The following is a 24708-nucleotide window of genomic DNA, read 5'->3' as shown; positions in this document are numbered from 1 at the left end:
TTCTTTATATACTTCAAACTAGTCGAGACAACACTGGGTCTCTACAGAAATCAATTATGCATTCATAATGGTATATTGTTAAGTAGGCACTTTGATGTAAGCCAGTTTCTTTCAAGTAACGATTAACTACAGAGCCATCTTCAACAAAATAAAATAGAGTACAAATATTAAATTTATCTTCTATTACAATTACTACAAACCAACATTAACGTCATCTCAAACTCTTAAACTTTAGATTTTAAATTTATCAATCATTGTCTTAAGTTTCTCAACCTTAAGAACCTGGTCTTTGACGGATTCATTAACATTGTTAATATCACGTGTAAAACTAAACATAGAAGTCGAAATTTCTTCAGATCCAGCTGCAGATTCTTCGGCGGTTGCTGAAACTGTTTCGATTACTAGGTTTACATCACTAATCGCTTCCATTACAATTTTTGTTGAATTTGCAATACCTTCTGAAATATTACTAATGAATTCAGCATCTTTTTCATATTGTTCACCAGTTGCTCCGAGTAATTCATAAGTTTCCCTAACATCCGTATTAATAAATTCAAGCATTTCTTGTCCACTAGTTGATAATTGTTTAAACGCATTTTGGACTTGTCCTACTACCATTTGAATTTGAGAGACAGCTTTTGCAGAGTCTTCTGCTAGTTTTCGCACCTCACTTGCGACTACTGCGAAACCTTTCCCTCCTTCACCTGCTCTTGCAGCTTCAATTGCAGCATTTAAAGCGAGTAAATTTGTTTGTTCTGCAATACTTCCAATTGAATTGGCCATAATGATTACTTCATCAACAACCTTACCATCCTCTATTGCCTTTAAAATATTTGAATATTTTTCTAAATATAATTTTTCGCCTAATTCGATTGCTTGAGATGCTTTAACTTTGATATCTGTAGCTCTTTCTTTAATTTCAATTACAGAGGTATTAGCCTCATTAGCATTTTCCGATAACTCTACCGTCGCTCGACTAATCTCTTGTGCTGTTGCAATTACTTCTTCAGTTGTTGCACTTAGTTCTACTGCGCCTTGTGAAATTTGATTTGTAGATTCATTAATGTTTCCCATCTTGTTTGTAATGATTTTAGTTGCAGAAGTTAGATGATCCGATACTTCAACAACACTACCCACTGTCTGATGAACCTCTTTAATTAAATTATGTAGAGTTTCTAGCATTCTATTATATGATGATGCAATTAAACCGACTTCATCTTTACTTTTTATATCAAGTCTAGAAGTTAAATCCCCTTCATTGTTTGATAGATCACTTAATCGAACTGAAATATGAACAAGTTTAGAAATTTTTTTAGTCAAAAAAATATACATGAATAAGAACAGTCCGAAAATTAAAGTAAGTGCAATCGTCGTAAGTGTGATCATAAGCTTCAAATTTTTTTCTGCTTTAGTTGCTTGTGCAGTGGCTTTCTTATTGATTTGTTCTTGAAACTGTCTAATCGGTTTCATAATTTTTTCTTTATTATGGTCATACTCATCGGAAAACATTAGCTTTCGAGCTTTATTAAAATCTTTATTTTTCACTGCCTTCATCGCTTCATTGTCAGTAGCGATTGTATAAGCTGAATTATTTTTAGCTTCTTCTAGATATGATAGATCTTCTTTTGATGCATTTAATTCAATTAATCTTTTTATAATTTTATCACTGGTTTTTGTTTCATTTACTTCTTTCAAAAAATTATCAAGATGAGATTGTTCACCAAATTGTACATACGCTCGTGTTTCATTTGTTAAATATTTTGATGTATTTTCCAAGTCAATTCCTAGTTGCTTAAACTCAGCTTGTCTATTAACTGCTTTTTTTTGATCATAGTACTCTTTATTTAAGAAAAATACGCAAGTACTTATTACAAGAATTAATACAAAGAAAACTGCACCCATTACTTTTAAAAACTTTGAAATATACATTCTGTTAAACTGCCAATATACTTTTTCATATAATCTACATATAAAAATAGATTTTTTTTACTTTTATTTACTAATGTAAATTCTCTATAGTATTGATTAAACACATAAATCATCTAACATTTGTCGTTTTATATTCTTTATTACATTATCTTTCAAGAATAACAATATTCAGTGATAAGCAGTTTTGATGAAACAGTTGTATAAGTTCCCCTATTGAATAAGATTCGTTTTCTATCAATGATATGCATAATTTATCTCTTAAATTTATTACACCAATATAATGTTAAGGGGCATTTTAATATGGTGTAGATTCCATGAAGAAACTTTAAGTTTCAGAGAGAGCATCTTTTCATTTTTAGACTCTTTAATTGATTGTTATTTATCAGGTTTTATCAGGTTCTCCGATTAGATTACTTTTCTTAATTTATGACTTTTTAAGAAAAGTAACTAGATCGGTAGGAGGTATAGTAACTCCATGTATACCTGAACGAAAAGTAAAACTTGTTATAAATGCTCTTAAATACGGTAATTGTATAGCCAATGCATATTTTTCAAAATTCTCTTTATTAAGGTTCATACATTCAAAGTGCCCAGCAATTGTCACTTTCAAATAAAATGGTGCTCTACTATGATCAAATTCCTCGTCAAATAAAGTACACGTTAACCTTAACTCTGCTTTATCTTCTTCCTTTGAAAGGATAACTTTTGACCTAATATTAAATTTCAAATCGTATTCATTAACTATCAGATCATTTCTTATAAAAATAGTTTCCTCAATTAAGAAGCGATTTAATCGTAGTATACTTTTTGAAATACCCATGTTAGTCCCCAAAAATAGATTAATAAATTAAAATTAATATAGTAAAAAATAAACCCTGTGATTAATTGCAAATATCCTAGTCAACTTTTAATGTTCAACTATTTAATTTAGTTCTCTTTTTAGAAATTTTTTTTGGCAAGTGTGGAATTATAACGATATAGTTCTATAATCATCAAATTTTATATTATTTTCTAAAGATGAATTGTAGAAGAAGCTAATTCCACAAAAAATTGAAGTGACTTCGGATTTGCCATCGAATCAATATTAATCGATTTCTCTATAGGCATCCCTAGTAAAATTTTTCTTATTGGTACCTCGAGTTTTTTCCCACTTAGCGTTTTTGGAACTTCGTCAATTATATAGATTGAATCAGGAACAAATCGTGGAGATAATTTTTGCTTAATTTGTTTATTTATAGAATGTTTCAGCTCATCCGTAAATTTCAAACTAGGATGAAGGACAACAAATAAAGGCATAAATGAATCTTTACCACTAAATTCTAAATCAATTACTAAGCAATCAAGTATTCCGGGAATTTCTTCAACAATTTTATATATTTCACTAGTGCCCATTCGAATTCCGGATCGATTAATAGTTGAATCTGAACGACCATAAATCACACAACTACCATCCTCATTAATTTGTATCCAATCACCATGTCTCCAAATATTCTCATATGATTCAAAATAACTTTCTAAATAACGAATATTTTCATTATCATTCCAAAAATAAAGAGGCATTGAGGGCATAGGAGCTGATAAAACAAGTTCACCTACTCTACCTTTAATTGAGTTACCTTCATCATCGAAGGATTCAACTTTAGCCCCTAATGCACGGGTTTGAATAACACCTGCACGGACTGGTAATACAGGCGATCCACCAACAAATGCAGTACATACATCAGTACCCCCACTTGTTGAAGCTAACCAAATATCAGATTTTACATTTTCATATACCCACTTGTACGCATTTGATGTGAGTGGTGAAGCAGTAACTAGGATCGCTTTTAATTCGTTTAATTGAAAATACTCACTTGGCTTATAATCATTCTTCATACATAATTCGATATAAGCTGCACTTGTGCCAAAAATTGTTACCTTTGATCTATTAGTAAAATCCCAGAGTACTCCTAGGTTCGTATAAATTGGACTTCCATCATATAATACGATTGTAGTACCTGCTATGAGCCCACCAACAAGTGAATTCCACATCATCCACCCCGTTGTAGTAAACCAAAATATTCTGTCTTTGGAGGTGAAATTTTGTTCAATACAAAATGTTTTAATTTGTTCTATTAATATTCCTCCATGACCATGGACAATAGGTTTTGGCATACCAGTCGTTCCAGATGAATATAAGATCCATAAAGGATGATCGAAAGGTAATTGTTCAAAAGTCATTTCCTCCTCGTTCTGCAGTGAATCTTCCCATTTCGTAGTTTTTTGAAGTTCTGATTCTTCAAAACAGTTAACATATGAAACAAGGAGAGTTTTCTTTATACTTGGTACTTCCAGTTGAATACGTTCTATTACATCTTTTTTATTAATTGTTTTACCGTTATATTGGTATCCATCCACAGCAAACATAAAAACAGGATCGATTTGCTTGAAACGATCTATTACACTATTAGGGCCGAAGTCTGGCGAGCAGCTTGACCAAATAGCTCCAATACTAGCACACGCTAGAAAAGCGATAACCGTTTCAGGAATATTTGGCATATAAGCTACAACACGGTCTCCAATTTTCACCCCATTCTCCTTCAAATAATTAGCAATGGAAGCAGTTTTGCGACGTAATTCCTCCCAAGTTATTTCTTGATATCCTTTATGCTCAGATTGAAAAATAATCGCTGTTTTATTTGGAACAGCATAACGAAAACAATGTTGTGCATAATTTAAACGGGATCCTTCAAACCATTTAGCTCCAGGCATATCTTTTGTATTAAGAACTTGGTAGTAAGGAGTACTGGATTGTATTTGTCCGTACTCCCAAACATAGCTCCAAAAAGTATCAATTTCATCTACTGACCATTTCCACAAGTTTTGGACACTTGAAATATTAATATTTTTAGTTTGCCTTAACCAATTATTAAAAGCAGTAATATTACTATTGGCAATTTCTTCTTCAGTTGGTTTCCATAAAATCGATTCTTCAACAGGTAAGCTCATAAAGTCCTCCTAAAAGTATATGATTTCCACTAAAAAATAATATTTGTCAGATAATTTAAGCTAAAAATAATATTTGTCAGATAATTCAAATGAATAATAACATATAAAACTTTCTTAATCAATTGTATGATATAATAAATTTTGTAAATTATTTTGTTGAAAAGTAAAGGATGTATTTTTATTGAGAAAAAACATGTCTTTAGAAATTATTGATGACTTAGGATCGAAAATTGTACATGGAATAATCTCGGATGGTACTGTCTTACCTAGAGTTGAGGAATATTCTGAGCAATTAGGGGTAAGCAGAACAGTAATTCGCGAAGTTTATTTAGGTTTAAATACAAAACAATTGGTAAAATCTGTTCCAAAAATTGGTACTGTTGTACAACCTTCTACAAAATGGCTATGGTGGGACGCAGATATCCTTTCTTGGGCATCCGCGCAAGAAGACAGCCAAGTTTTTAGTGAGATAAACCAAATACGTTTAATGTTGGAACCTTCAGTTTGTGAGTTAGCAGCTATATGTGCAACTGATCATGAAATTAAAGCTATCGCCGAAGCCCTTGAAATCTTAAAGCAATCTACTTATGACGTAAATAAGTGGGCGATTGCTGATCTTAAATTTCATGAACTAATTTTATTTTCATCTAAAAATCAACTGTTAACTTCATTGGGGAAACTAATGCACAAACCATTATTAAAAGTTAGGATAAGACTTTTTACAGAATTAGAAAAAAGTAATAGACCTATCGATTTTCGAGTTCATGGTGAAATACTTGCGGCATTGCGTTCAAAAAATGGTCAAGCAGCAAAAAACAACATGTACACATTAATTAAATACTTAAATGAACAATTAGAGTTAATTGAAAAATAAATACTCATTATTAATAGGCAAAAAAAATCACTTTTTAAATTTAAGTGGTTTTTTTTTTATTGACTTATTTTAAAAAAGCAATTATAAATATTATTATATTATTTGTCAGATAATTATGAATTTTACTCTCGTATATGGAGGTCGATTTTTTGAAAGCCCTTTCTCACCAGCATTTTACAGATAAAGAGAGTATTGTGTTTGATATTGTTATTGTCGGATATGGACCTATTGGTGCAGTTTCAGCCATACTATTAGGTCAATATGGTCTTAACGTACTCGTTATTGAGAAAGATCAGGAAGCCTACTCTTTGCCTAGAGCTATCGCTTTAGACAATGAGGCTATGCGAATTCTTCAACAAATAGGGATTACAGATCAACTTCTGAAAGATTTTGTCAATTCAAGACGTTATGAATTTCTGGATAAGGATCGAAACTTATTGTTTGGAATTAACAGACAACTTCATGACGAAAGGGACCACTGGGGACAGACGTTTTTATTCAGACAGCCAGAGTTCGAAAAATTGTTAAGACAGCATGTGCAAAAATTTTCCAATATACAAGTTCATACAAACGAAACATTTTTAAATTTAATACAAAATGAAAATCACATTGAAATTCACACTAACAAATCAATTTATAAAGCTAAATATGCTTTTGGGTGTGACGGTGCTAAAAGTTCAGTTCGTAGAATCTGTCAAATTCCTATGAAAGAACTTGAACAATTTCATCAGCCCTGGTTGGTTGTAGACGCAATTTTGAAAGATGGTGCATATTTAGCCGAAGAAATGCAGCAAATATGTGATCCGTATCGTGCAATTTCTTATATTCCTCGAGCAGGAACAAATGAACGTAGATGGGAATTTCAACTTCGTCCAGAAGAATCCGAGCAAGATATGCAAAATCATCAAAAAATTTACGATTTAATGTCCCCTTGGATTTCAAAAGATAAGATTGATATTGAGCGAACGGCAGTTTATACATTTCGTGCATTGGAAGCAACTTCATGGAGAAAAGGACGAGTATTTCTCCTAGGTGATGCTGCCCACATGATGCCTCCATTTTTGGGCCAAGGTTTATGTTCTGGAATAAAAGACGCAATGAATATAAGTTGGAAAATTTCCAGAGTCTTAGATGAATCGGTTGATTGTTCGATATTGAATAGTTATGAATTAGAACGTAAACAACATGTCCGTTCTATAACAAATTTAGCTATACTACTTGGAAAAATTATCATGTTACAAAAACATGTAATTTTACGAAATCGCTCATTGGCTTTTCTTAATAAATTACCATTTATTAAAACAAAGATTCGTAGTCTTTCTATTAATCTTCCAAAAATGAATGACAAAATCTCACCAAAATCACTAGGAAATAAGTTTAGTGGTGAGCGCATTCTCCGAAGTGAAGTATTTTACAGGAATCAAAAAGTTTGGTTAGACGATATTATTGAGAATCGCTTTGCAATAATTGCATTTAACTATACTCCAACCCAACTTGTAAACAACTCAATAGTAGAGAAATGGAAAAGGTTCGGTTCCATTTTTATTCAAATTACACCAACTAGTATAAAAGTTGAGGATTCAAATGACGTTGTAATTGTTGAGGATATTGAAGGAAAACTAGAATCATTTTTTAAGAGTAAAAGAGCAACTTGTCTTATTATTCGTCCTGATAAGTATATATTGGGCGAAGTTTATAATAGGGGAAATTTTATTCAGAAAATCACTAATTCACTCGAAATGGGACATTTATGACTTTTGTCTTAAATGTAAAACTAAGATTCGGAGGGTTAAAATGGGAACAACTGTAGTCCATTATAAATATCAGAAGAAATGTTATTGGGGAATAGTGAAGGGTAAAGAGATTTTGCCTCTAGGTGAATTTTATTCTACATCTGAGTTTTTAAAACAACGCCATGATTTGATTGAGAAAGTAAATGATTCTTCACCTACAATTCCAATTATGAATGTAGAAGTATTAAGCCCAGTAATTAATCCTAAACGTGTAATTTGTCAAGGCGTTAATTATGCAGATCACCGTATTGAAGGAGGTTATGATCCACAAAAGCCTTCATATAACATGATATTTTCTAAAGCGACTAGTAGTGTAACAAGTGCTTATAACGATATAATTAAGCCTTCGCATGTCCGTCTTCTAGATTATGAAATTGAGTTAGGTTTAGTGATTGGTAAGGATATTACCTGCCCTGTCGAAGTAGTTAATACAAATTTTACTGAATATGTTGCAGGAATTGTAATTTCAAATGATATTTCAGCTCGTGACATTCAAATTCCTGAAGAACAATGGGAAAAAGGTAAAAGTTTTCGCACTTTTTGCCCGGTTGGACCCTACCTTTATCTTCTTGATAAAGATGAAGTAAATGAAATACATGATTTAGATTTAAAGCTATGGGTAAATAATGAATTACGGCAATCGGCGAATACAAAAAATTTGCTTTATAAGCCTACTGAAACTTTGACGGAACTATCAAGAGTAATGGATTTTCATATAGGAGATTTAATTCTAACAGGTACTCCTTCTGGAGTAGCAATTTCACCTCCTCCTGCTTTGTTCCAAAAATTATCCGCTTTATTTTTGAGTAAAGAAAAAAGAATGGAACTCTTTATTAAAAAGCAACAAAAAAATCCAAAGTATTTAGTTAAGAGAGATATCATTACCGCGTCAATTAAAAATAAAAGTGGCACTATTGATTTAGGAATGCAGGAAAACAGAATAGTTTGAGATTAATTATTAGGAGTGATTTTGTGCGTAGATCTAAGCAAATAAGAAATGGAGCACCCTTCCCAATTCTGCAAAGATTTCAACACGCCGTATTTTTTGTCAATGACTTAGAAGAATCTCAAAAATTTTATGAAAAAATTTTTGATGTTCAATATTCAGCTACTAATCATCCAGATAGTAGTGCTGCAATGAGAATAGTTGGTCATACTATGAAATTTTTTAGCTTCGGTTATTATCATCATGATATATGCTTTGTACAAAATCCAAAGGTTACAGTCGATAGTGAACAGTGGAGCCATTTTACACTAAAGTTAAGCAAAGACGTTAATATGAATGAAATTACAAGGCGTCTAAAGGACAACAATATTCACTTTAATAGGGGGTATTTTCTACCAGTACCATGGGAAAATGACTCTGAAGTAATTCATTTCACTGATCCTAACGGACATATAATTGAAGTCATTGCTAATGGAGGATGAAGATGGCTAAGCAAATTACAAAACTTGAATCATTTATTAGTCCACTTTTAAAGTTTAAATTTTTCAGAGAATTACTTTTACTTCCCTCTACATTATCTGGAAAACGTTCTTCTAATAAAACTGAAGACTACGGTGTATTTAAATCATCTCTAGTCTCACATCTCGAAGGTGTTACACTTTATGTGTCGGACATAAAACGTTCTGTGAGTTGGTATGTTGAAAAATTGGGTTTTATACATGAAGGATCTACGGAATTGACAAAACATCCTTTTTTTCCTGGACAGAAAATAATATGTGCCTATTTAAGTGCAAAAAAACACGAAAATGCTTTAGTTTTAGTTCAAAGATTTAATAACCAAGGTGAAGTAATTTCGCCTTCTACCAATAGTTTTTTTCATATAGCTTTTGAGATAGAAGATGGGCGATCTCCTTTTGAATTTAGTCAACGTTTAAAAGAAAAAGGTGTGTTCATAAGCTACGGTCCTGTAAAGCACAACGCAGAAGGTGATGGTGAATCTGGTGGAAACTTTGCAGTATATGCTTTAGATCCTGACAATCATTACTTAGAGTTCTTTTCTGATATGGATACTATTGAAAATTATCAAGACCGTTATGGTAATTTAAAGTGTTATCAACGGGTTTAACTCATAAAAATAATAGACCGAATTAATAAGAAAAAGGCAATCGAATCTTTCATTCGGTTGCTTTTTTGAAGTTACTTTCGTTTTTATATTTGGATCTAGAAAAAAAAGTCCGACTAAACTTTCGATCATGTTGTTCAACTAACGCATGCGGTAGTTGAATATTGAGAGCAGGCCTTGGCTGTTCTTTTTTATTGAAGTATGTGCCAGTTTGTTAAATAAGAAAAGGACACTATTATCTTTCCTCATACATAAAAAAAATCGGTAACGTCATTAGACAGTTACCGATTTTTCACTTCCAATTATTCTACTAAATTACTCCATCCCAACTTCTTGTAAAACATCATCTAATGTTTTGTTTTTAAATTTCTTGTCTGGCTTTGGAGAATTGTCATTCCATGGATTTTGCATAAGGTAGTTATTAATAACATATTGCATATCATTCTCATCAACAACACCATCATAATTAATATCTGCTTCACGCTTATTTGTACTCCAATAATTTTGGATGTATAAAGCATCTTTCGCATCGATGACATTATCTTTGTTCACATCTCCTGCAGGTGCACGGTCATAATAAAGTGCTTTCGAGTAAGGTTTCACTTCACCATTTACTTTCAGCCCGATCGTAAAGGTTTTCTTAACAGTGAAATGTCCCGGCATATCTACTTCTAGTGTAAATGGTTTATCTGTTAGCGGCAGATTAGATGATAACGAAGAAGGAAACATCCACCTATCACTTCCAAACGTGTTTGGATATTCTTTCCCTGTTACATCTGTCACTTTGACCTTTGCGCCTGCCTTTACATAATTTAATCTTGATGGCTCATCAAGAGTAGGGAGAAGCGTAAATGCTTCCGCATAGACCCACGATTTCATAAAGGAGTAAGATCGTTCCACAAGATAAGGTACACCGATACCAAATGTGGAATTAGTCGTATCATCTGTATTTGTGTACGATACATTTAACTCGTCTAAAGATAGAAAATCTTTAGCAGCATCATCTTTCACTTTGTATGTGATATCTACAATTGGAACTTTTCCGGATACTCCTGTTTGTGCTGCCTCATCAGTTAATGTCGCAGTAATCTTCCTTTCCATAAACTGTCCAGTTCCGTCTAGATCCTTACTCACTGTCTGAATATCCAATTTACCCTCCAATGTAGGGTGCGGTTTGATACTTACCAGTTCGGCGCCTTTGGATATAGTTTGATCTAAAAAGGAATACTCTGCTTGCTTCATGTTTGTCATATTGTTCATCGCAAGGGTAACCGTCACCGTATCACCAGCTTTTACTGTCTTTTTATCGGCAATGGCTGTTCCATACGGCGTGCCCTGTTTCACGAAGTTTACAATTTTATAGTTATCAATAGCTCGTACTGTTGCCATGTTTTCTGCATACATGGAAACTTGGAGCGGTTGCATATCTGTTTTCGCTTTGAATTGTGTCGTAAAGTTACCGTTTTCGTCTAATGGAACGGATACTGTCCCGCCTCTACCAGGCAACATATAGACAAATTTATTATTGGCTTGAGACACATTCATACCGCCAGCTTTCATTTTTACTATATCTGGATCGTAAACAGAACCTGTTAGTGTTATCGTTGGTTGATCCGGGTTATATTCATATACACCTGAGTCTACGTTAAGATTGAGTTTTGGCTGTGTAACGCTATAATAAACCGGTGCATCTGAGGTAAAGGTTTTCCCTTGATCATTTGTCCCTACTAGCCTGATTTTGTACAATCCTGGTTCAGTTTGTTCATGATCATACGCAATTGGGTGATCCGGATTTCCTGTTAACGGATAATAAAGACCCTCATTCATTGCACCTCTTAAGTAATATTCAACATTCTCATCCGCACCAATACCGTCCATTGTGCCAAGGAATCCTATTTCCTGGTTCGTTTTCGGATCCACAAGGAATACATCCATTGTACGCATATGGGATTTTAATTGGAAGATGAGACCGACTGACCATCTTATTCCGTTATAGCCTGTTTCAACCGCTGTGGTAAAGGCAGGCGGAGCTACCGCGATATGATCAATCCCTTCTTCCACTGTATGAATGGCAAACGGAACTTGGTATGTTTCTTCCGGATTATATTTGTTTGTGTACGTGATATACCCCTCATACGTGCCTAATGCTGCTTCCTTCGGAACGTCTATCAAAACATTTGTATTCTGTTTCGAATTTTCCTTTACTGTAATTGTTTTATCTGTTAAGATTTGAACTCCATTTGCCTCTGCATCCTTTGAACCTCTTTGGGCGGTCTGGAACTGTACCTTTACATCGAACGTTTTTGCTTGTTTACTGGTGTTATAGATATCTAGAGAACGTTTGTCTTGTACATTTTTTCCATCTGGGGCAAATGTACCGAAGCTTATTGCTCCCGTTTCCTCCTTTATGTTTTTTAGATTTCCTTTTTTATTATATATCCCTTCCGTTTTATCGAGTACTTCGAATCGTGTTTGAGAATGAACCGCTTCGTACGGATCAACTTGTCCAGCCCCAACTTCAAATACGCTGTAGTCCCCGTTTAACGGATCGGCCGTGTTCATCAATTTTTCCTTCACTTCGGCTGGTGTGGCCTTCGGATTTGCTTGTAATAACAGCGCTGCCACGCCGGAAACGTTCGGAGTCGCCATAGACGTGCCGGATAAGCGCTCGTAAGCGTATTGATAGTTCCCGATTTGATCGGGTCCGTGTACATAAGACGGTACAGTAGAGTATACGGCAACTCCAGGTGCGGTTACTTCCGGCTTGATATCATACAATACTCGGGACGGACCGCGGGAGCTGAAATTTGCCAACGTATTCCCTTTCGTTTGCATCTGACCCATTTCCCCAAAAGTGAAATTTGTATATCCTGCTTCCACTTTTGCCTGAAGAGCCAATCCATCGGCATTCGTGAGATTGAACGCCGGGATGAAGTCCATTCCTTCTCCCAGAAAAAACGGAAGATATCCTTCTGTGGTATCGTTGTTATACATAAGTATGGCAGCAGCGCCGTTCTGCTTCGCATACCTGACTTTATCATTTATCCCATACGAGCCTCGGCTTACGAGGACAATTTTCCCTTTCACATCATTCCCGTTATAATCGGACGTTCCCCCAAAACCCACATCTACGACAGGAAGTGTTTGACCTTTTAAAGCCGGTATGTTATCTGTGTAGTTCTGTGCCAGAAGGTGCATATCCGCAGATACTGTGTCGATGGTTCCCTTAAATGTCGTGATGTTCTCCGAAACATCGTTCGCTCCGACTGTGATTGCCAAAGGAGACGTACCCGGAGAAGCGAGTGTATACATATCCTCACCGGCGTTACCAGCCGCTACAACCGTTGTGACCCCCGCAAGAACAGCGTTGTTAACCGCGATATTTTCTACGTACAATGGATCGTTGTAAGAGGTGCCAAGGGACATACTAATAATATCCATACCGTCTGCCACCGCTTTATCGATGCCAGCCAAAATTCCTTCTGTATAACCGGAACCGTATGGACCTAGAACACGATAGGCGTAAATGTCAGCATCCGGTGCAACGCCTTCCACCGCATAATCCGTGTTGTTCTTTCCTTGTCCGGCAATGATTCCAGCGACATGTGTACCATGCTCGGTAAAATAGGTTCCGCCTGTTTCCGGCTCTCCTGCTTTCTTCCAATCATCGTATGTTGTTTCCATCGGATCATTATCGTTATCGACAAAATCATAACCGCCTTTGTACGCATCGTGTAAATCAGGATGGTTGTAGTCGATTCCGGTGTCAAGAATGCCGATTTTGACGCCTTTTCCGGTATATCCTTCTTCATGAAGCTTTTGGATGCCAGGGAACGTCACTCTTGTATGTGTATCTGCTTGCTGGTTCAACTCTTGTTCTTCTACCGGTGGTTCTACTTGTACTTGCATATCACTCCAGACCGTCTTTACGGCCTTGGATTGGAGCAACGCTTCGGCCTTGTTGGCAGGAAGTGTCATAGCAACCCCGTTAAACGCATGTTTAAATGCCCGCTTAACGGTGTAAGTATCTTTCTTTTCTTTTAGCTCCTTTTTAAAAATCGTTTTCAAATCGTTTTGAAATGTTTCATGTGCAGCATCTACTTTTTGTTTTGCTTCAGTAAAAGAAAAAGAATTGCCTTCGGATTGCGCTTCTAACACTGCGGTTTTTGCAGGCTTGTCCTTAAATTCAACAATGACAGAAACAGGGGTCTCACTTTTTAGATCTACCTCAGGAGATAATTGAAGCCCTCCTTGGTCGGTCGTTTTCAGCTGTCGAATGGCTTGCCGCTCGGCGGGAGTGAGCTTTGACAATACTTGTTCAATCGATGCTACAGACTTTGTGCTGACAGCGGCACCGGCATTATTACTGATGTTTGGCAATGTATTAAGCAGAACTCCAGTGCTGAGCGCCAAGATCGCAGTACTCTTTATAAACTTCTTCCTCATGTTTCTCTCCCCTTCTTACTGTGTTGGTTACATCTTCATTATTAGCTATAACTTTTAAACGGCTCCATTTCTCTGAATAACAAAGAAGTGATGCTTAATTTGTCACTTGCATCTCGCCTCCTTTTTTAAATTTGTAAAACAAAAAGAATACTTAGTCGAAAACAAGTAGTGTTCGAGAATACCACTATTTCTAACAATCATAGAAACTTTTCAGAATATTGTCAACATTTTTTAAAAATATAGGTGTTTTTAGATACCACTAATATCCGAATGCTATTTTTCAGTAATTAACCTTTAAAAAAAGGTTTAATATTTGGTTGAAAATTGGAAAATAAGTAACTTGATTATTTTTTTTATTCTAGTAGTATTTAAATATACTCACCTTTATTAGCGTATAAAGAAACTTACATATATTACATCTGAATTATTGTAAAAGGAGGTACCTATGGTTGAACTTCTAAAAAAAATAGGGTTATCTGATCTTGAAGCACGCTGTTATTTAACACTTCACGAAGAGCCGGGAATATCTGGTTATGAGGTTGCTAAAAGAGTGTCGGTATCTCGAACTAATGTCTATTCCGCATTGAGATCTTTAACAGATAAAGGTGCTTGTCGGTGCATTGAAGGAGACCCAGTTCGTTATGATGCTGTTCCTATCGAGCAATTAGCGAAACATTTACAAACTGAATTTGAACAGGTGACAAAAGTATTAGTAAATCGATTAAAGACTCCACCAAAAATTGCATCGTCTTTTTATAACTGGCAAGGGGAAAAGCAGCTCGCAACAACAATCCATCGAATAATTGCAAATGCAAAAGATTTCATTATTTTAGACATATGGTCAGAAGATTTACATTGGTTTGAGGAGGAGTTGCTTGATGCTGAAAAAAGAGGTGTTAATGTCATACTCATTACTATAGGGGAATGTCAAACACTACTTCAGAACATTTTTGTCCACATACGAAGCGATGATTGGAGCATTTCTAAATTAAGGAATTTTTCAATTTTATGCGATTCTCATATAGCATTACTTGGTGGTTTTGGTGGGCCCACAAAACTCACTGCTTTAGAGACCGATCATCCATCAGTAGTTGGAATGCTTAAAACTGCTTTTTACCATGATCTAATCATGCAGCATATTGAAAAAGATTTTGAAGCAGAACTACTTGAAAAGTATGGTGAAAAATACCAAAGAATATTAGAATTCTATTCCAAAGAGAAAGGCTGGAATATATAGGCAAAAAGCTTATTTATTACTAAACTTTTAAAGGAATTAACGTGAGCACTCTTTCATTCATTGGTTTACAAATTCACTTCAAATTACACATGAACCGCCCCATATTAATTAAAACTTGGTTATAGAGTAACATGAATATAAAAAAGCAATCTCCAAAAATGTAAAAAGTACCCTATAGAGTAGACACTTGAAAACAAGGTCACTATTCTAGGGTATTTTTTTATACATACTGCCAGTTTGCACAATCGAGTAGGAGGGTGTGATTAACTCCCGACGTCTCACTCTTCATCAATATTTTTAAATAGCTTCTCTTTTATTATACTATCTCCATATTCAATTAAACTGCCATTATGTTGAATAAGGAAATAGTATAATGAGGAAACTAATAATTACACCCTACCTCCATCAAAAATTGGAGGTGCCATTATTTCTATCAAAAAAGTAGGCAATTCTTGGTCATTCCGAATCGAAGCTGGTACTGATCCTAAAACAGGTAGACGTAAACAAGTTTACCGAGGCGGATTTAAAACTAAACGCGAGACGCAAGAAGAAATGATTAAGATACAAAATGAAATAGATGAAGGAAATTTCTTCGAACCATCGAAAGAACAATTTAAAGACTTCATTACAAAATGGCTCAATTCCACTTACAAAAGTGAAGTTCAAATAACTAGTTTTGAAAAAGCTCAAACAATTATCCGTGTCCATTTAGTACCTTATTTCCAGCTAGTACCTATAGCAAAAATTACTACTTACGACATTGATCAGTTTTATGCTTCAAAATTAAATGAAGGTTTATCGAATGCCTATGTAAAAATTATGCATAACATCTTATCTAAAGCATTTCAGAAGGCTTTGCAGTGGGAATTGATAAAAACAAATCCGGTAAAAGAATCTACACCTCCAAGAATTTCTAAGACAAGAAAACAAACTTGGACTGTCGATGAAGCAAAAATTTTTTTAGAATTTTGCAAACGTGAAAATTATTTAATCCCATTTCAATTAGCCATTTTTACTGGAATGCGTCGTGGTGAAATTTTAGCTCTTAGATGGCGTAACGTTGATCTAGTAAAAGGCGTCATTTATGTTGAAGAAAACTTAGTACGATCGAAAAATAAAGGACTTCTTTTAAAAGAGCTAAAAACCGATTATTCACTTCGAGAAATCTTTATTTCAGAAAGCGTCATTACTTCATTACAAAAGCATAAAACCTCTCAGGATCAAATGAAGTCAATAGTAAAAAACTTTAAAGATCTTGATTAGTTGTTTGTGCAAAGAACGGAAATTACCTAGAACCTAGAAATTTGATTCGTAAATTTAAACAGCTCATTCGAAAAGCAAATTTGCCAGTAATTCCATTTCATAATTTGCGCCACACTCATGCCACAATTTTAATGAGAATGGGGGAGAATCCTAAAATTGTTAGTGAAAGATTAGGTCATTCAAGAGTTGAAACAACACTTGGTATTTACTCACATTCCAATGAAGAAATGCAAAAGAATACAGCTAATCGATTTGATGAGAAATTTGGTTTAAATTAATGTGCTCGTGAAGTTTCTGTGCAGTCTTTGTGCAATGAATAATATTCATTACCAAAAATGGAATTAACAGAAAACAAAGTAAAAGCCCAAACCCTTGATACACTTAGGTTTGAGCCTTCTCATTTGTATGATTCCAACAAGATTCGAACTTGCGACCCCTACCCTGTCAAGGTAGTGCTCTCCCAGCTGAGCTATGGAATCGTGATATGAATGTAAATATATTATAAATTTTGGTAATTATGAAGTCAAACTATTTTATCCGACATTAAAGCAATTAGAGAAAGCAAGCTTATGGATTGTGTCCACTGCTTGCTTCTTTTTATATCGTCCGCTCTTCCATTACGCTTAAGTTCTCAGATTCATTAAAGAATCGACTTAGTATCATTGCAATGAGTAGAATGCTAGTTGACATGATATACAATGTGCTAATGCTAAATTGATCGATTAAAAATCCACCTAGCATCATACTAATTGGTGCAGTGATGGCTGATAATGTTGAGAAGATTGCCATGACTCTACCGTAGTATTGTTTGTTCACGACTTTTTGTACATATGTTAGCATTGGGATCATCATACAAACATTGATCATTCCACTTCCGATGAATACGACGATTAATAGTGCGATGTATAGTGGATAGATTAATATATTTGATTTAAATAATAGGAAAAAAATAAATTGACTGATTACAGCAATGAACATCAATCCAAAAGACGCTTTTAAAAGTTTAAATGGTTGATTTGAAATGTTTAATTTTGAGATGACTATTGTGCCGCATACCCCACCAAGTGCTGATGCTGAGTAAAGATATGATAAATGTATTTCCGGTGCTTTAATAAATTCTTTCATTAAAAATGGTAGTAAAACAGATTGAATTGGTCCATTCGCTAGATTGATTATGTTTACCATCACTAGTAAGTATAAAATCGGTTTATTTTTTGAAACGATATAGACAATACCGGCTTTTAAATCTTTAAACACATTATTTTTACTTACTTCTTGTTCATGATTTCCAATCACTTTAATAAAAAGTGCTGCAAAGCCTGAAAGTAAATATGACACACCATTGATGATGACTAAAATCGTAGGTCCTAACAATGCATACATGACACCAGCCAATAAGATTCCAAAAACATCCTTAATGCTATAAGTTAATGACATTAATGAATTTGCTTTTAGTAGTTCATCCTTTTTTACAATTGATGGTACTAAGCTTTGTGATGCTGGTGCAAATAACGCACCATTAACTGCTATGATGAATGTCGTTACATATAAAATATAGAGAATCATTTGTTGATCATCTAGCAAAATCATGCTGATTCCACAACCTAAGACAGCTATTCCTCTAATAAATTCAGTCATATAAATAATCTTTACGCGATTCCAACGATCAGTAAAAACTCCACCTATTGGCGTTAATACTAACCATGTTACTGCACCAATCATACCGTATAAAGATAATTGAAATGCTGAATGGGTTAAATGTAAAATATATAGTCCGATTGCAAAATTGAAGAGCACATCGCCAATACTTGAAGCAAACGTACCACTAAAAAAGTAAAAGAAATTCTTATTTTTTAGTATTTGAATCATTTCCTCCACCCCCCTCGAACTCATTATAGAGCACGACAAGGTTCTTTGATATGCGGTGACTGTGAGAAATACTTAACTTAAAGCATACATTGAAATGAATAATTTACACTTAGTTTCTCACATTCTATCTTTTTTCAATTTTAAGTAAGCTTGCTTATATAGTCGATTGTTTTCAACATAAGAGATCCATAAATCTTCTAATAAACAATCAAAGAACAAATTTTGATGACCTATTCTCTCATATAATTCTTTTAGTTCTTCATATGCTTCCTTACTTACAGTATTTGTCGCAAATAATTCTTCATAAGTAAGATACAACTTTTGAAAAAATGGATTCTGACTTCCAAACTTCACACCTTTTTCTGATGTATACCCCATCCAATTAGCATATAGTAACTCAAGTAATGACAAGTAACTTTTGAATTCAGATTGTGCTTCATCAGTCAAAACAATATTCGAAATTTGCTTCAATTGCTCAGTCGCTTTAGAATTTTTCTCCTTTATTAAGATGTAGGCGTAAAGAATTTCTGTAGATAATAATATGTCATTTCTATTAATTTTCTTGGCATAGTTAATCGCTTTTTCAAAAAAGCCTTCATATAAGTCTTTCGTTCCTAATTGATAGATTAATAATCCTTGAAATTGATGAGTTAAGCTCACATTTATGATATTTACTTCTTCCAAATAATAGTGCAATGCTTTTTCAGCATAGATGACCGCACCATAAAAACTGCCTAATTTATATTCAACATTTGCTAAAAAATAATATAAATGTCCAGTTTCCATAGACTGCTGAGCAAGTATTAGTTCTTCTTTCGATCGAGTCAGGTTCTTCTCAATAATATAAAGGTTGATGGCTTCATAAAAATGGAATCTATGTTTTTGAACATGATTCAGTAATCCTCCAACGTATTGGATTGTCTTCTTTGCGCTCATATACCGGTTTTGTTCTATTCTCCCACAATAAAAAGCTAGCTTGGCCAAATAGTAATCAATGATGAGGGGTGAATGAATTAATTGTTCTTCATTTTGTTCTAATTGTTTGAAAATCTCACCTGATTTGACAAAACCATTTAAATTTAATTCCTCAAAAAATAATTCAAGCTGACTTCTAGTTTCTTGTAGAAATTCTACGTCGTCTTGATAAACAATACTTAACTCACCAAACAATAACCGAATCATTTCTAAGCTAGGTACTACTTCGCCGTTTTCAATTTTACTTAAATATGACGGAACACAAATACCTTCACTTAAAGCTTGCTGACTCATATTCTGATTCATTCTATTGATTTTAATAATTGAACCCAATATTGTGAGATTTTCTTTTTGAATTAAACCATTTAGTTCCTTCATTAACTAACCCCATTTTCATATTACATCTGTTTTACATAGATTTTTATGTATAGAACTAACATCAGAATAATCCTCAAGCTTGTTAGCTCTTTTTTTTGAATTCTGTATATGGTTTTTTCTTACTTTCCGAATGACTGGCAGTCTTCTTCTTCTTCATCTTCTTGCTTTTCTTCTTTTTCTTGTCTTCTAATTCTCTTTTTTCCGCTTCTTGCTTTGCAACTACTCTTTGCTCGGCTACAGCTGTCATAATCGATCCAGCTGCTTGAATCCAGCTTCCACTATATTTTAATAGTTCACTGATTTCACCATTTATTTTTATTTGATCATTGAGAGGATTAGAAACATTTTCTTCTGAAACTTCAACTTCAGTTTCACCATCACCGTCTATACCAAGGGCATCTTTTTCCCTAACGATTTCAAGGTCATATAATCCTCCAATTGCTTGAAGGGTATTACCTATTGACTGAAGTAAATTTCCAAAGGCATTTGTCGGATCACCGCCACCTTGTTCAATGATGTCCCCAACTTCATCGATAACTGCTAAGAAACCACCAAATGCTTGCTGCGCATTTCCGACGATATTTAAATTTATTTTTTTGACTTCATCATCTTCGGTCAAAATACTAAATAAGACAGTTACATTTCCAGATGCTTGGATGATTTCACCGGCTACTTCTAATGTAAAGTCATCAGTTCCAGCTACCTCAACAATATTCCCGATCGCCTGAAATGCATTTCCACCAAAGTCTAGTTGTTCACTAATGTCGTCCCACTTTTTCTTGTCTTCGCCTTGCAGACGTCTTAAAGGTGTACTTCCTATTGCGGACGCGATTGTACCTATAGCGGTAATCCATGATCCAAGTACCTCTATCCTTTCATTAGTCACCTTCTAAACCACCATTCCTTTAATATCAACCTGGGTTAGTATATTCAACTATGATGATTAAAGGTTCCTAAGTGGTTATGGATCAAAATTAGCCAACTTTCTTTTTGAAATGTTCAATTTTCGTTTTTTCACCTACAATAAAAATATAATCCCCACTTTCAAAACGAACATCACCAATATTCGTAACAATCGGTTCACCATTTCGGATGATTAAAACGACAGTTATTTCATATTTTACTGAGAAACCAATTTCTCTTAATGTCTTTCCAATTAATATCTCTGGAATTACCGTTTCAACTGCAGCAATTTTTTTCGTTATTTCAATGTACTCAATAATTCCATTCATCGCTTCTCGTCTAGCTGCTTTGTGGCCTGCTTCTTCTTCAGGATAAATTACCAAATCCGCTCCAATGCTCTCTAAAATGCCTCCCACTTCACGGTTATTCGCTTTACAGACAATTCTTGTTACGTTTCTTTCTTTTAATCTACGCGTTATTAAAATTGAAGCTAATGGATCACTTCCGATTGCGACAAACACCACGTCAAAATGGTTCACATTTAAATCCTCTAGCAGTGCTTCTTCACGTAAGTCGCCAATTACAGCGTATTCAGTATATTCCTCAAGCTCTTCAAGCGTAGATTTTTCTTTATCACATACAACGACCTCATGACCTAATCTGTCTAATTCCTTTACGATTCCACGGCCAAACCTACCTGCACCGATGACTAAAAATTGTTTTGCCATTACGACCCCTCCTTATCCGATTGCCAAGTCTTTCTCAATATATTTTAGATTTTGTTTATCAACTCTAAGTACAAAATAAATCATTGTAAAAATACCGATTCTTCCAATAAACATAAGTAATATCAAAATAAATTTTGTAGAGCTATGTATGTTTGGCGTAATGCCTAATGATAGTCCTGTATTTGTAATTGCTGAGACGACTTCTAATAATATTAAATCTAATGCAAATGGCTCAATCGTTGAAATGATAATGGTTGAAAGTAAGATTAATAATAAAAAGCTCATTGCAATAACAAAGGCACGGTCAACTACACTTCGTTTAACAGTTGTTCTAAAAATTACAGTATCCTCTTGAGATTTAATAACAGCAATCATTTTTGCGACTAACACAGACACTGTTGTTAATCTGATTCCCCCAGCAGCACTAGATGAAGCTCCCCCAATATACATAAGAACTAATATGATTAAAATAGCAGAAAGTGTAAGATTCGCAATGTCTAAAGTTGCAAATCCGCCATTTCGAGTAGTAACCGATAAAAAGATTGAATTTGTTATTTTATCAAATGTACTTAAATGTTTAAATGCGTGATTTTTTTCTAATAACCAAAACAAAATGGTCCCAATCACCACAAAAGAAAAATGAAGTCTCATATTTATTTTTGTAAATAAGGACTTTTTCTTTTTAAAAGAAAAGATATACTCCATAATCGTCGGATATCCTAAGCCACCAATAAAAATAAGCGCAGCTGTTACATATAATACAATTGCATTTTCTTGATACGAATATAAACTATTACCAAATAAATCAAATCCGGTATTTGTAAAACTTGCGATTGAATGAAATGCAGTTACAAGTAAGGTTTCTTTACTGGATTGAAAATGCTCTCTAAATTGACCATAAAAAAAGATTCCACCTATTATTTGAAAAATCAGTGACGTATATAATACAGACAAACTTAATTTTCTAATTGACTTAATACTACTTTGATTTTGATCTTTAGATACAACAAGTAAATTAGAAATCGTTATTTTCTTTCCTAGCATCATAAATCCATAGCTAATAAATACAACAATTCCAATTGCACCAATTTCCATTTGAATCATTAACAAAAGCTTCCCCCATGTGTTAAAGGTCTCAACTAGATTGACTGTCGTTAAACCAGTCACACTAATCGCACTTGTAGATACAAAAATGCTGTCAACGTATGAGAGCTCAGCAATTCTTGTAAATGGCATCATATATAAACATGAAAATACGATTGTGATCAATATATATGCGATGAAAATATAATGAAGGGGATTTTTAGGTTTCTTCTTCTTTTTTTTCATTTTTTGCTTTTTCTCCTTAGATTTGGGTTCTCGCAATAAAAATTTATTGATATTACATATTCTACCTATTTTCTTCCAAAAAATAAAAAACTTTCCAATCAATCGTTCAAATTGATTAGAAAGTTTATTTGAATTGAACTTTATTTTAGATTAAGCTGATGATGAATTATTTGCTTCCATTTTCAATGCAGTGGTTTCCTTTTGTTGTTGGTATAAATATAGCGCAACACTCACAATTACAATTGTGCCACCTACAAGTTGAAATGATGATAACATTTCATTTAGTAAGAAAAAGGCTAAAATTGAAGCACCAACTGGTTCGCCTAAAATACTCATTGAAATTGTCGTTGCATTCACATAATTTAATAAGTAATTATTAATGATATGAGCTAATGATGGAATAATAGAAGAAGCAATAAAAATGAGCCAGTCAGTCGATTGATAGTCAAAAAAGTTATCCAATGTAACGATATTATAAATTGTTAAAAATAAAGCTGAAAATGCGAAAACAAAAAAGCTATATACCCAATGAGACGTATTTTTTACAGTTGTTTGTCCAACCATTAAATATAGTACAGCAGCAATTACACTTAAAAATGAAAGAATATCTCCTTTAAATGCAGTCATACTTAAACCGATATCCCCAAAGCCAATTAGGAACACGCCTATAATTGCAATAATCATACAGATTTTAGAGGTAATAGAAGTACTTTCTTTAAACACAAAAAATCCTAATATCATGGCAACTAATGGTTGAAGTGCTAGGATTATTGTCGAGCTTGCAACAGATGTGAAGACAAGTGAACCATACCAAAGGATAAAATGAATGGCTAACATTAATCCACCTAATGCAAATGATTTATATTGTTTTTTTTCTAAAGCTTTCAATTCTGTTTTTCGCTTTAAAACGAAAGGTAGCATCCAGAAACACGTAAACCAGAGGCGATACATACTTAATACGGATGGAGAAGCATTTGTCCATTTTGCTAAAATTGCCGAAGTAGAAATTGCAATGATTGAAATGATCAATAATGAGATCATTGCATTTGGTTGTTTTGTGTTCATGTTTCACCTCTTTATTTAAAGTTTTATGTAAGCGTAACACATTTTACTTTTCTAAATTTTTTCAATGAAGTAACATCTAATTATATCATCCTAGTGAAAAGAAGAGGAGACATTTATGATTCAAACAAATAGAACTAGAGAAGAACATACCCTTTATAGTACTCATATTCAAAAGGAAGTTACATTTACTATTTATTACTCAAGTCAATATACTCCTTTAATAAAACATCACTTATTACTTGCCCAAGACGGTCAAGATTATTTTAATTTAGGAAAAGTTCATCGGGTCATTGAAAAATTAACAAAAGAAGGCACAATTCAACCTACTATTATTGTTGGCGTTCCATATTCAAGCCCGAAAGAACGATTCTCACTTTACCATCCATCTCAAGAAGGTCAAAAAAATTATATTCGTTTTTTAGCTGAAGAATTACTACCCTATTTAGATGATCACTTACCACTTCTCGGCCTTGCGCATAGTAGAACATTAATTGGTGATTCACTTGGTGGTACTGTTTCATTACAAGCAGCCTTTACATATCCGAATACTTTTGGAAAAGTCATTATGCAGTCACCATTCGTAAATGATGATGTGATTCAATTTTTAGACCAAAAACCTTTAACAACAACTTTATCAATTTTACAAACTGTTGGAACGCAGGAAGATAATGTGTTTACACCTAGCAAACAATGGGTGAATTTTATAAAAGATGGATTACGATTAAAAGAGTTTTTATCGAAATGCCCAGTTGAGTTACATTATGCAGAGTATGATGGTGATCACACTTGGACGAATTGGGAGAAGCAATTAGAAGACTTGTTAAAAATTAGTTTAGCAAAATAATTCGTCAAACTTATCGAT

The 24708-nt window shown here is 33.9% G+C and carries 18 protein-coding genes, 1 tRNA gene and 2 pseudogenes; 9 read left to right on the top strand and 12 right to left on the bottom strand.

Annotation, left to right across the window (positions count from 1 at the left end; translation table 11 throughout):
- Positions 1-231: 231 nt before the first annotated feature.
- The 4 genes and pseudogenes from V7056_RS14600 to V7056_RS14585 all read right to left on the bottom strand — a co-directional run bounded on the left by V7056_RS14600 (position 232) and on the right by V7056_RS14585 (position 4917).
- Positions 232-1074 carry a methyl-accepting chemotaxis protein gene (locus V7056_RS14600; protein WP_499703063.1) on the bottom strand — a complete coding sequence of 281 codons (843 nt, stop codon included), beginning with the start codon at positions 1072-1074 and terminating at the stop codon, positions 232-234.
- Between the two features lie 102 nt (positions 1075-1176).
- Positions 1177-1332: pseudogene (locus tag V7056_RS14595) on the bottom strand (HAMP domain-containing protein); the annotation flags it as partial.
- 1021 nt (positions 1333-2353) lie between these two features.
- On the bottom strand, positions 2354-2749 hold the full coding sequence (locus V7056_RS14590; protein WP_499703057.1) for a hypothetical protein: 396 nt from the start codon (positions 2747-2749) through the stop codon (positions 2354-2356).
- A 191-nt stretch (positions 2750-2940) separates the two neighbouring features.
- Positions 2941-4917, bottom strand: coding sequence for an acetoacetate--CoA ligase (locus V7056_RS14585; protein WP_499703056.1), 1977 nt, complete (start codon positions 4915-4917; stop codon positions 2941-2943).
- Between the two features lie 193 nt (positions 4918-5110).
- Between V7056_RS14585 and V7056_RS14580 the strand changes: the two genes are divergently transcribed.
- The 5 genes from V7056_RS14580 to V7056_RS14560 all read left to right on the top strand — a co-directional run bounded on the left by V7056_RS14580 (position 5111) and on the right by V7056_RS14560 (position 9656).
- Positions 5111-5791 carry a FadR/GntR family transcriptional regulator gene (locus V7056_RS14580; RefSeq protein ID WP_499703054.1) on the top strand — a complete coding sequence of 227 codons (681 nt, stop codon included), beginning with the start codon at positions 5111-5113 and terminating at the stop codon, positions 5789-5791.
- A 149-nt stretch (positions 5792-5940) separates the two neighbouring features.
- Entirely contained in the window at positions 5941-7545 is a 1605-nt protein-coding gene (locus V7056_RS14575; RefSeq protein ID WP_499703052.1) for a bifunctional 3-(3-hydroxy-phenyl)propionate/3-hydroxycinnamic acid hydroxylase, read from the top strand.
- A gap of 40 nt (positions 7546-7585) precedes the next feature.
- Entirely contained in the window at positions 7586-8533 is a 948-nt protein-coding gene (locus V7056_RS14570; RefSeq protein ID WP_499703050.1) for a fumarylacetoacetate hydrolase family protein, read from the top strand.
- 23 nt (positions 8534-8556) lie between these two features.
- Entirely contained in the window at positions 8557-9012 is a 456-nt protein-coding gene (locus V7056_RS14565) for a VOC family protein (RefSeq protein ID WP_499703048.1), read from the top strand.
- Positions 9013-9014: 2 nt separating this feature from the next.
- Positions 9015-9656, top strand: coding sequence for a VOC family protein (locus tag V7056_RS14560; protein ID WP_499703046.1), 642 nt, complete (start codon positions 9015-9017; stop codon positions 9654-9656).
- A gap of 312 nt (positions 9657-9968) precedes the next feature.
- Here V7056_RS14560 and V7056_RS14555 read toward each other — a convergent pair whose 3' ends face one another.
- On the bottom strand, positions 9969-14099 hold the full coding sequence (locus V7056_RS14555; protein WP_499703044.1) for a S8 family serine peptidase: 4131 nt from the start codon (positions 14097-14099) through the stop codon (positions 9969-9971).
- 445 nt (positions 14100-14544) lie between these two features.
- On the opposite strand from V7056_RS14555, the gene V7056_RS14550 reads away from it, so the two are divergent.
- The 3 genes and pseudogenes from V7056_RS14550 to V7056_RS14540 form a co-directional block, all read left to right on the top strand.
- Positions 14545-15336, top strand: a complete 792-nt coding sequence (locus V7056_RS14550; protein ID WP_499703042.1) for a TrmB family transcriptional regulator — start codon at positions 14545-14547, stop codon at positions 15334-15336.
- A 411-nt stretch (positions 15337-15747) separates the two neighbouring features.
- A complete protein-coding gene (locus tag V7056_RS14545) occupies positions 15748-16599 on the top strand; it encodes a site-specific integrase (protein WP_499703061.1) in 852 nt (283 codons plus the stop codon).
- A gap of 11 nt (positions 16600-16610) precedes the next feature.
- Positions 16611-16877: pseudogene (locus V7056_RS14540) on the top strand (tyrosine-type recombinase/integrase); the annotation flags it as partial.
- Positions 16878-17005: 128 nt separating this feature from the next.
- On the opposite strand, the gene V7056_RS14535 reads toward V7056_RS14540, so the two are convergent.
- The 7 genes from V7056_RS14535 to V7056_RS14505 form a co-directional block, all read right to left on the bottom strand.
- Positions 17006-17078, bottom strand: a tRNA-Val gene (locus tag V7056_RS14535).
- A 118-nt stretch (positions 17079-17196) separates the two neighbouring features.
- Entirely contained in the window at positions 17197-18468 is a 1272-nt protein-coding gene (locus V7056_RS14530) for an MFS transporter (protein ID WP_499703040.1), read from the bottom strand.
- Positions 18469-18585: 117 nt separating this feature from the next.
- Positions 18586-19821 carry a helix-turn-helix domain-containing protein gene (locus V7056_RS14525; protein WP_499703038.1) on the bottom strand — a complete coding sequence of 412 codons (1236 nt, stop codon included), beginning with the start codon at positions 19819-19821 and terminating at the stop codon, positions 18586-18588.
- An 82-nt stretch (positions 19822-19903) separates the two neighbouring features.
- A complete protein-coding gene (locus tag V7056_RS14520) occupies positions 19904-20707 on the bottom strand; it encodes a DUF6944 family repetitive protein (RefSeq protein ID WP_499703036.1) in 804 nt (267 codons plus the stop codon).
- 88 nt (positions 20708-20795) lie between these two features.
- Complete coding sequence (locus V7056_RS14515) at positions 20796-21452, bottom strand: potassium channel family protein (protein ID WP_464959102.1); 657 nt, start codon at positions 21450-21452, stop codon at positions 20796-20798.
- Between the two features lie 12 nt (positions 21453-21464).
- Positions 21465-22817 (bottom strand): TrkH family potassium uptake protein, encoded by a 1353-nt coding sequence (locus tag V7056_RS14510; RefSeq protein WP_499703034.1) that lies wholly within the window; start codon positions 22815-22817, stop codon positions 21465-21467.
- Positions 22818-22931: 114 nt separating this feature from the next.
- Positions 22932-23846, bottom strand: a complete 915-nt coding sequence (locus V7056_RS14505; RefSeq protein WP_499703032.1) for a DMT family transporter — start codon at positions 23844-23846, stop codon at positions 22932-22934.
- 115 nt (positions 23847-23961) lie between these two features.
- On the opposite strand from V7056_RS14505, the gene V7056_RS14500 reads away from it, so the two are divergent.
- Entirely contained in the window at positions 23962-24690 is a 729-nt protein-coding gene (locus V7056_RS14500; RefSeq protein ID WP_499703030.1) for an alpha/beta hydrolase, read from the top strand.
- The last annotated feature ends 18 nt before the right edge of the window (positions 24691-24708 follow it).

Origin of the sequence: Bacillus sp. JJ664 (assembly GCF_036962205.1) — a bacterium.
Taxonomy (GTDB): Bacteria; Bacillota; Bacilli; order Bacillales; family Bacillaceae_G; genus Gottfriedia.
The sequence above is the reverse complement of the archived record's forward strand: the minus strand, read 5'-3'. Positions and strand labels throughout refer to the sequence as shown.

Bases quoted from the DNA above. Each gene is read 5' to 3' on its own strand.
- V7056_RS14600 (WP_499703063.1), bottom strand. From the start codon at position 1,074: ATGGGAAACATTAATGAATCTACAAATCAAATTTCACAAGGCGCAGTA.
- V7056_RS14590 (WP_499703057.1), bottom strand. From the start codon at position 2,749: ATGGGTATTTCAAAAAGTATACTACGATTAAATCGCTTCTTAATTGAG.
- V7056_RS14585 (WP_499703056.1), bottom strand. From the start codon at position 4,917: ATGAGCTTACCTGTTGAAGAATCGATTTTATGGAAACCAACTGAAGAA.
- V7056_RS14580 (WP_499703054.1), top strand. From the start codon at position 5,111: ATGTCTTTAGAAATTATTGATGACTTAGGATCGAAAATTGTACATGGA.
- V7056_RS14570 (WP_499703050.1), top strand. From the start codon at position 7,586: ATGGGAACAACTGTAGTCCATTATAAATATCAGAAGAAATGTTATTGG.
- V7056_RS14560 (WP_499703046.1), top strand. From the start codon at position 9,015: ATGGCTAAGCAAATTACAAAACTTGAATCATTTATTAGTCCACTTTTA.
- V7056_RS14555 (WP_499703044.1), bottom strand. From the start codon at position 14,099: ATGAGGAAGAAGTTTATAAAGAGTACTGCGATCTTGGCGCTCAGCACT.
- V7056_RS14550 (WP_499703042.1), top strand. From the start codon at position 14,545: ATGGTTGAACTTCTAAAAAAAATAGGGTTATCTGATCTTGAAGCACGC.
- V7056_RS14530 (WP_499703040.1), bottom strand. From the start codon at position 18,468: ATGATTCAAATACTAAAAAATAAGAATTTCTTTTACTTTTTTAGTGGT.
- V7056_RS14525 (WP_499703038.1), bottom strand. From the start codon at position 19,821: ATGAAGGAACTAAATGGTTTAATTCAAAAAGAAAATCTCACAATATTG.
- V7056_RS14515 (WP_464959102.1), bottom strand. From the start codon at position 21,452: ATGGCAAAACAATTTTTAGTCATCGGTGCAGGTAGGTTTGGCCGTGGA.
- V7056_RS14505 (WP_499703032.1), bottom strand. From the start codon at position 23,846: ATGAACACAAAACAACCAAATGCAATGATCTCATTATTGATCATTTCA.
- V7056_RS14500 (WP_499703030.1), top strand. From the start codon at position 23,962: ATGATTCAAACAAATAGAACTAGAGAAGAACATACCCTTTATAGTACT.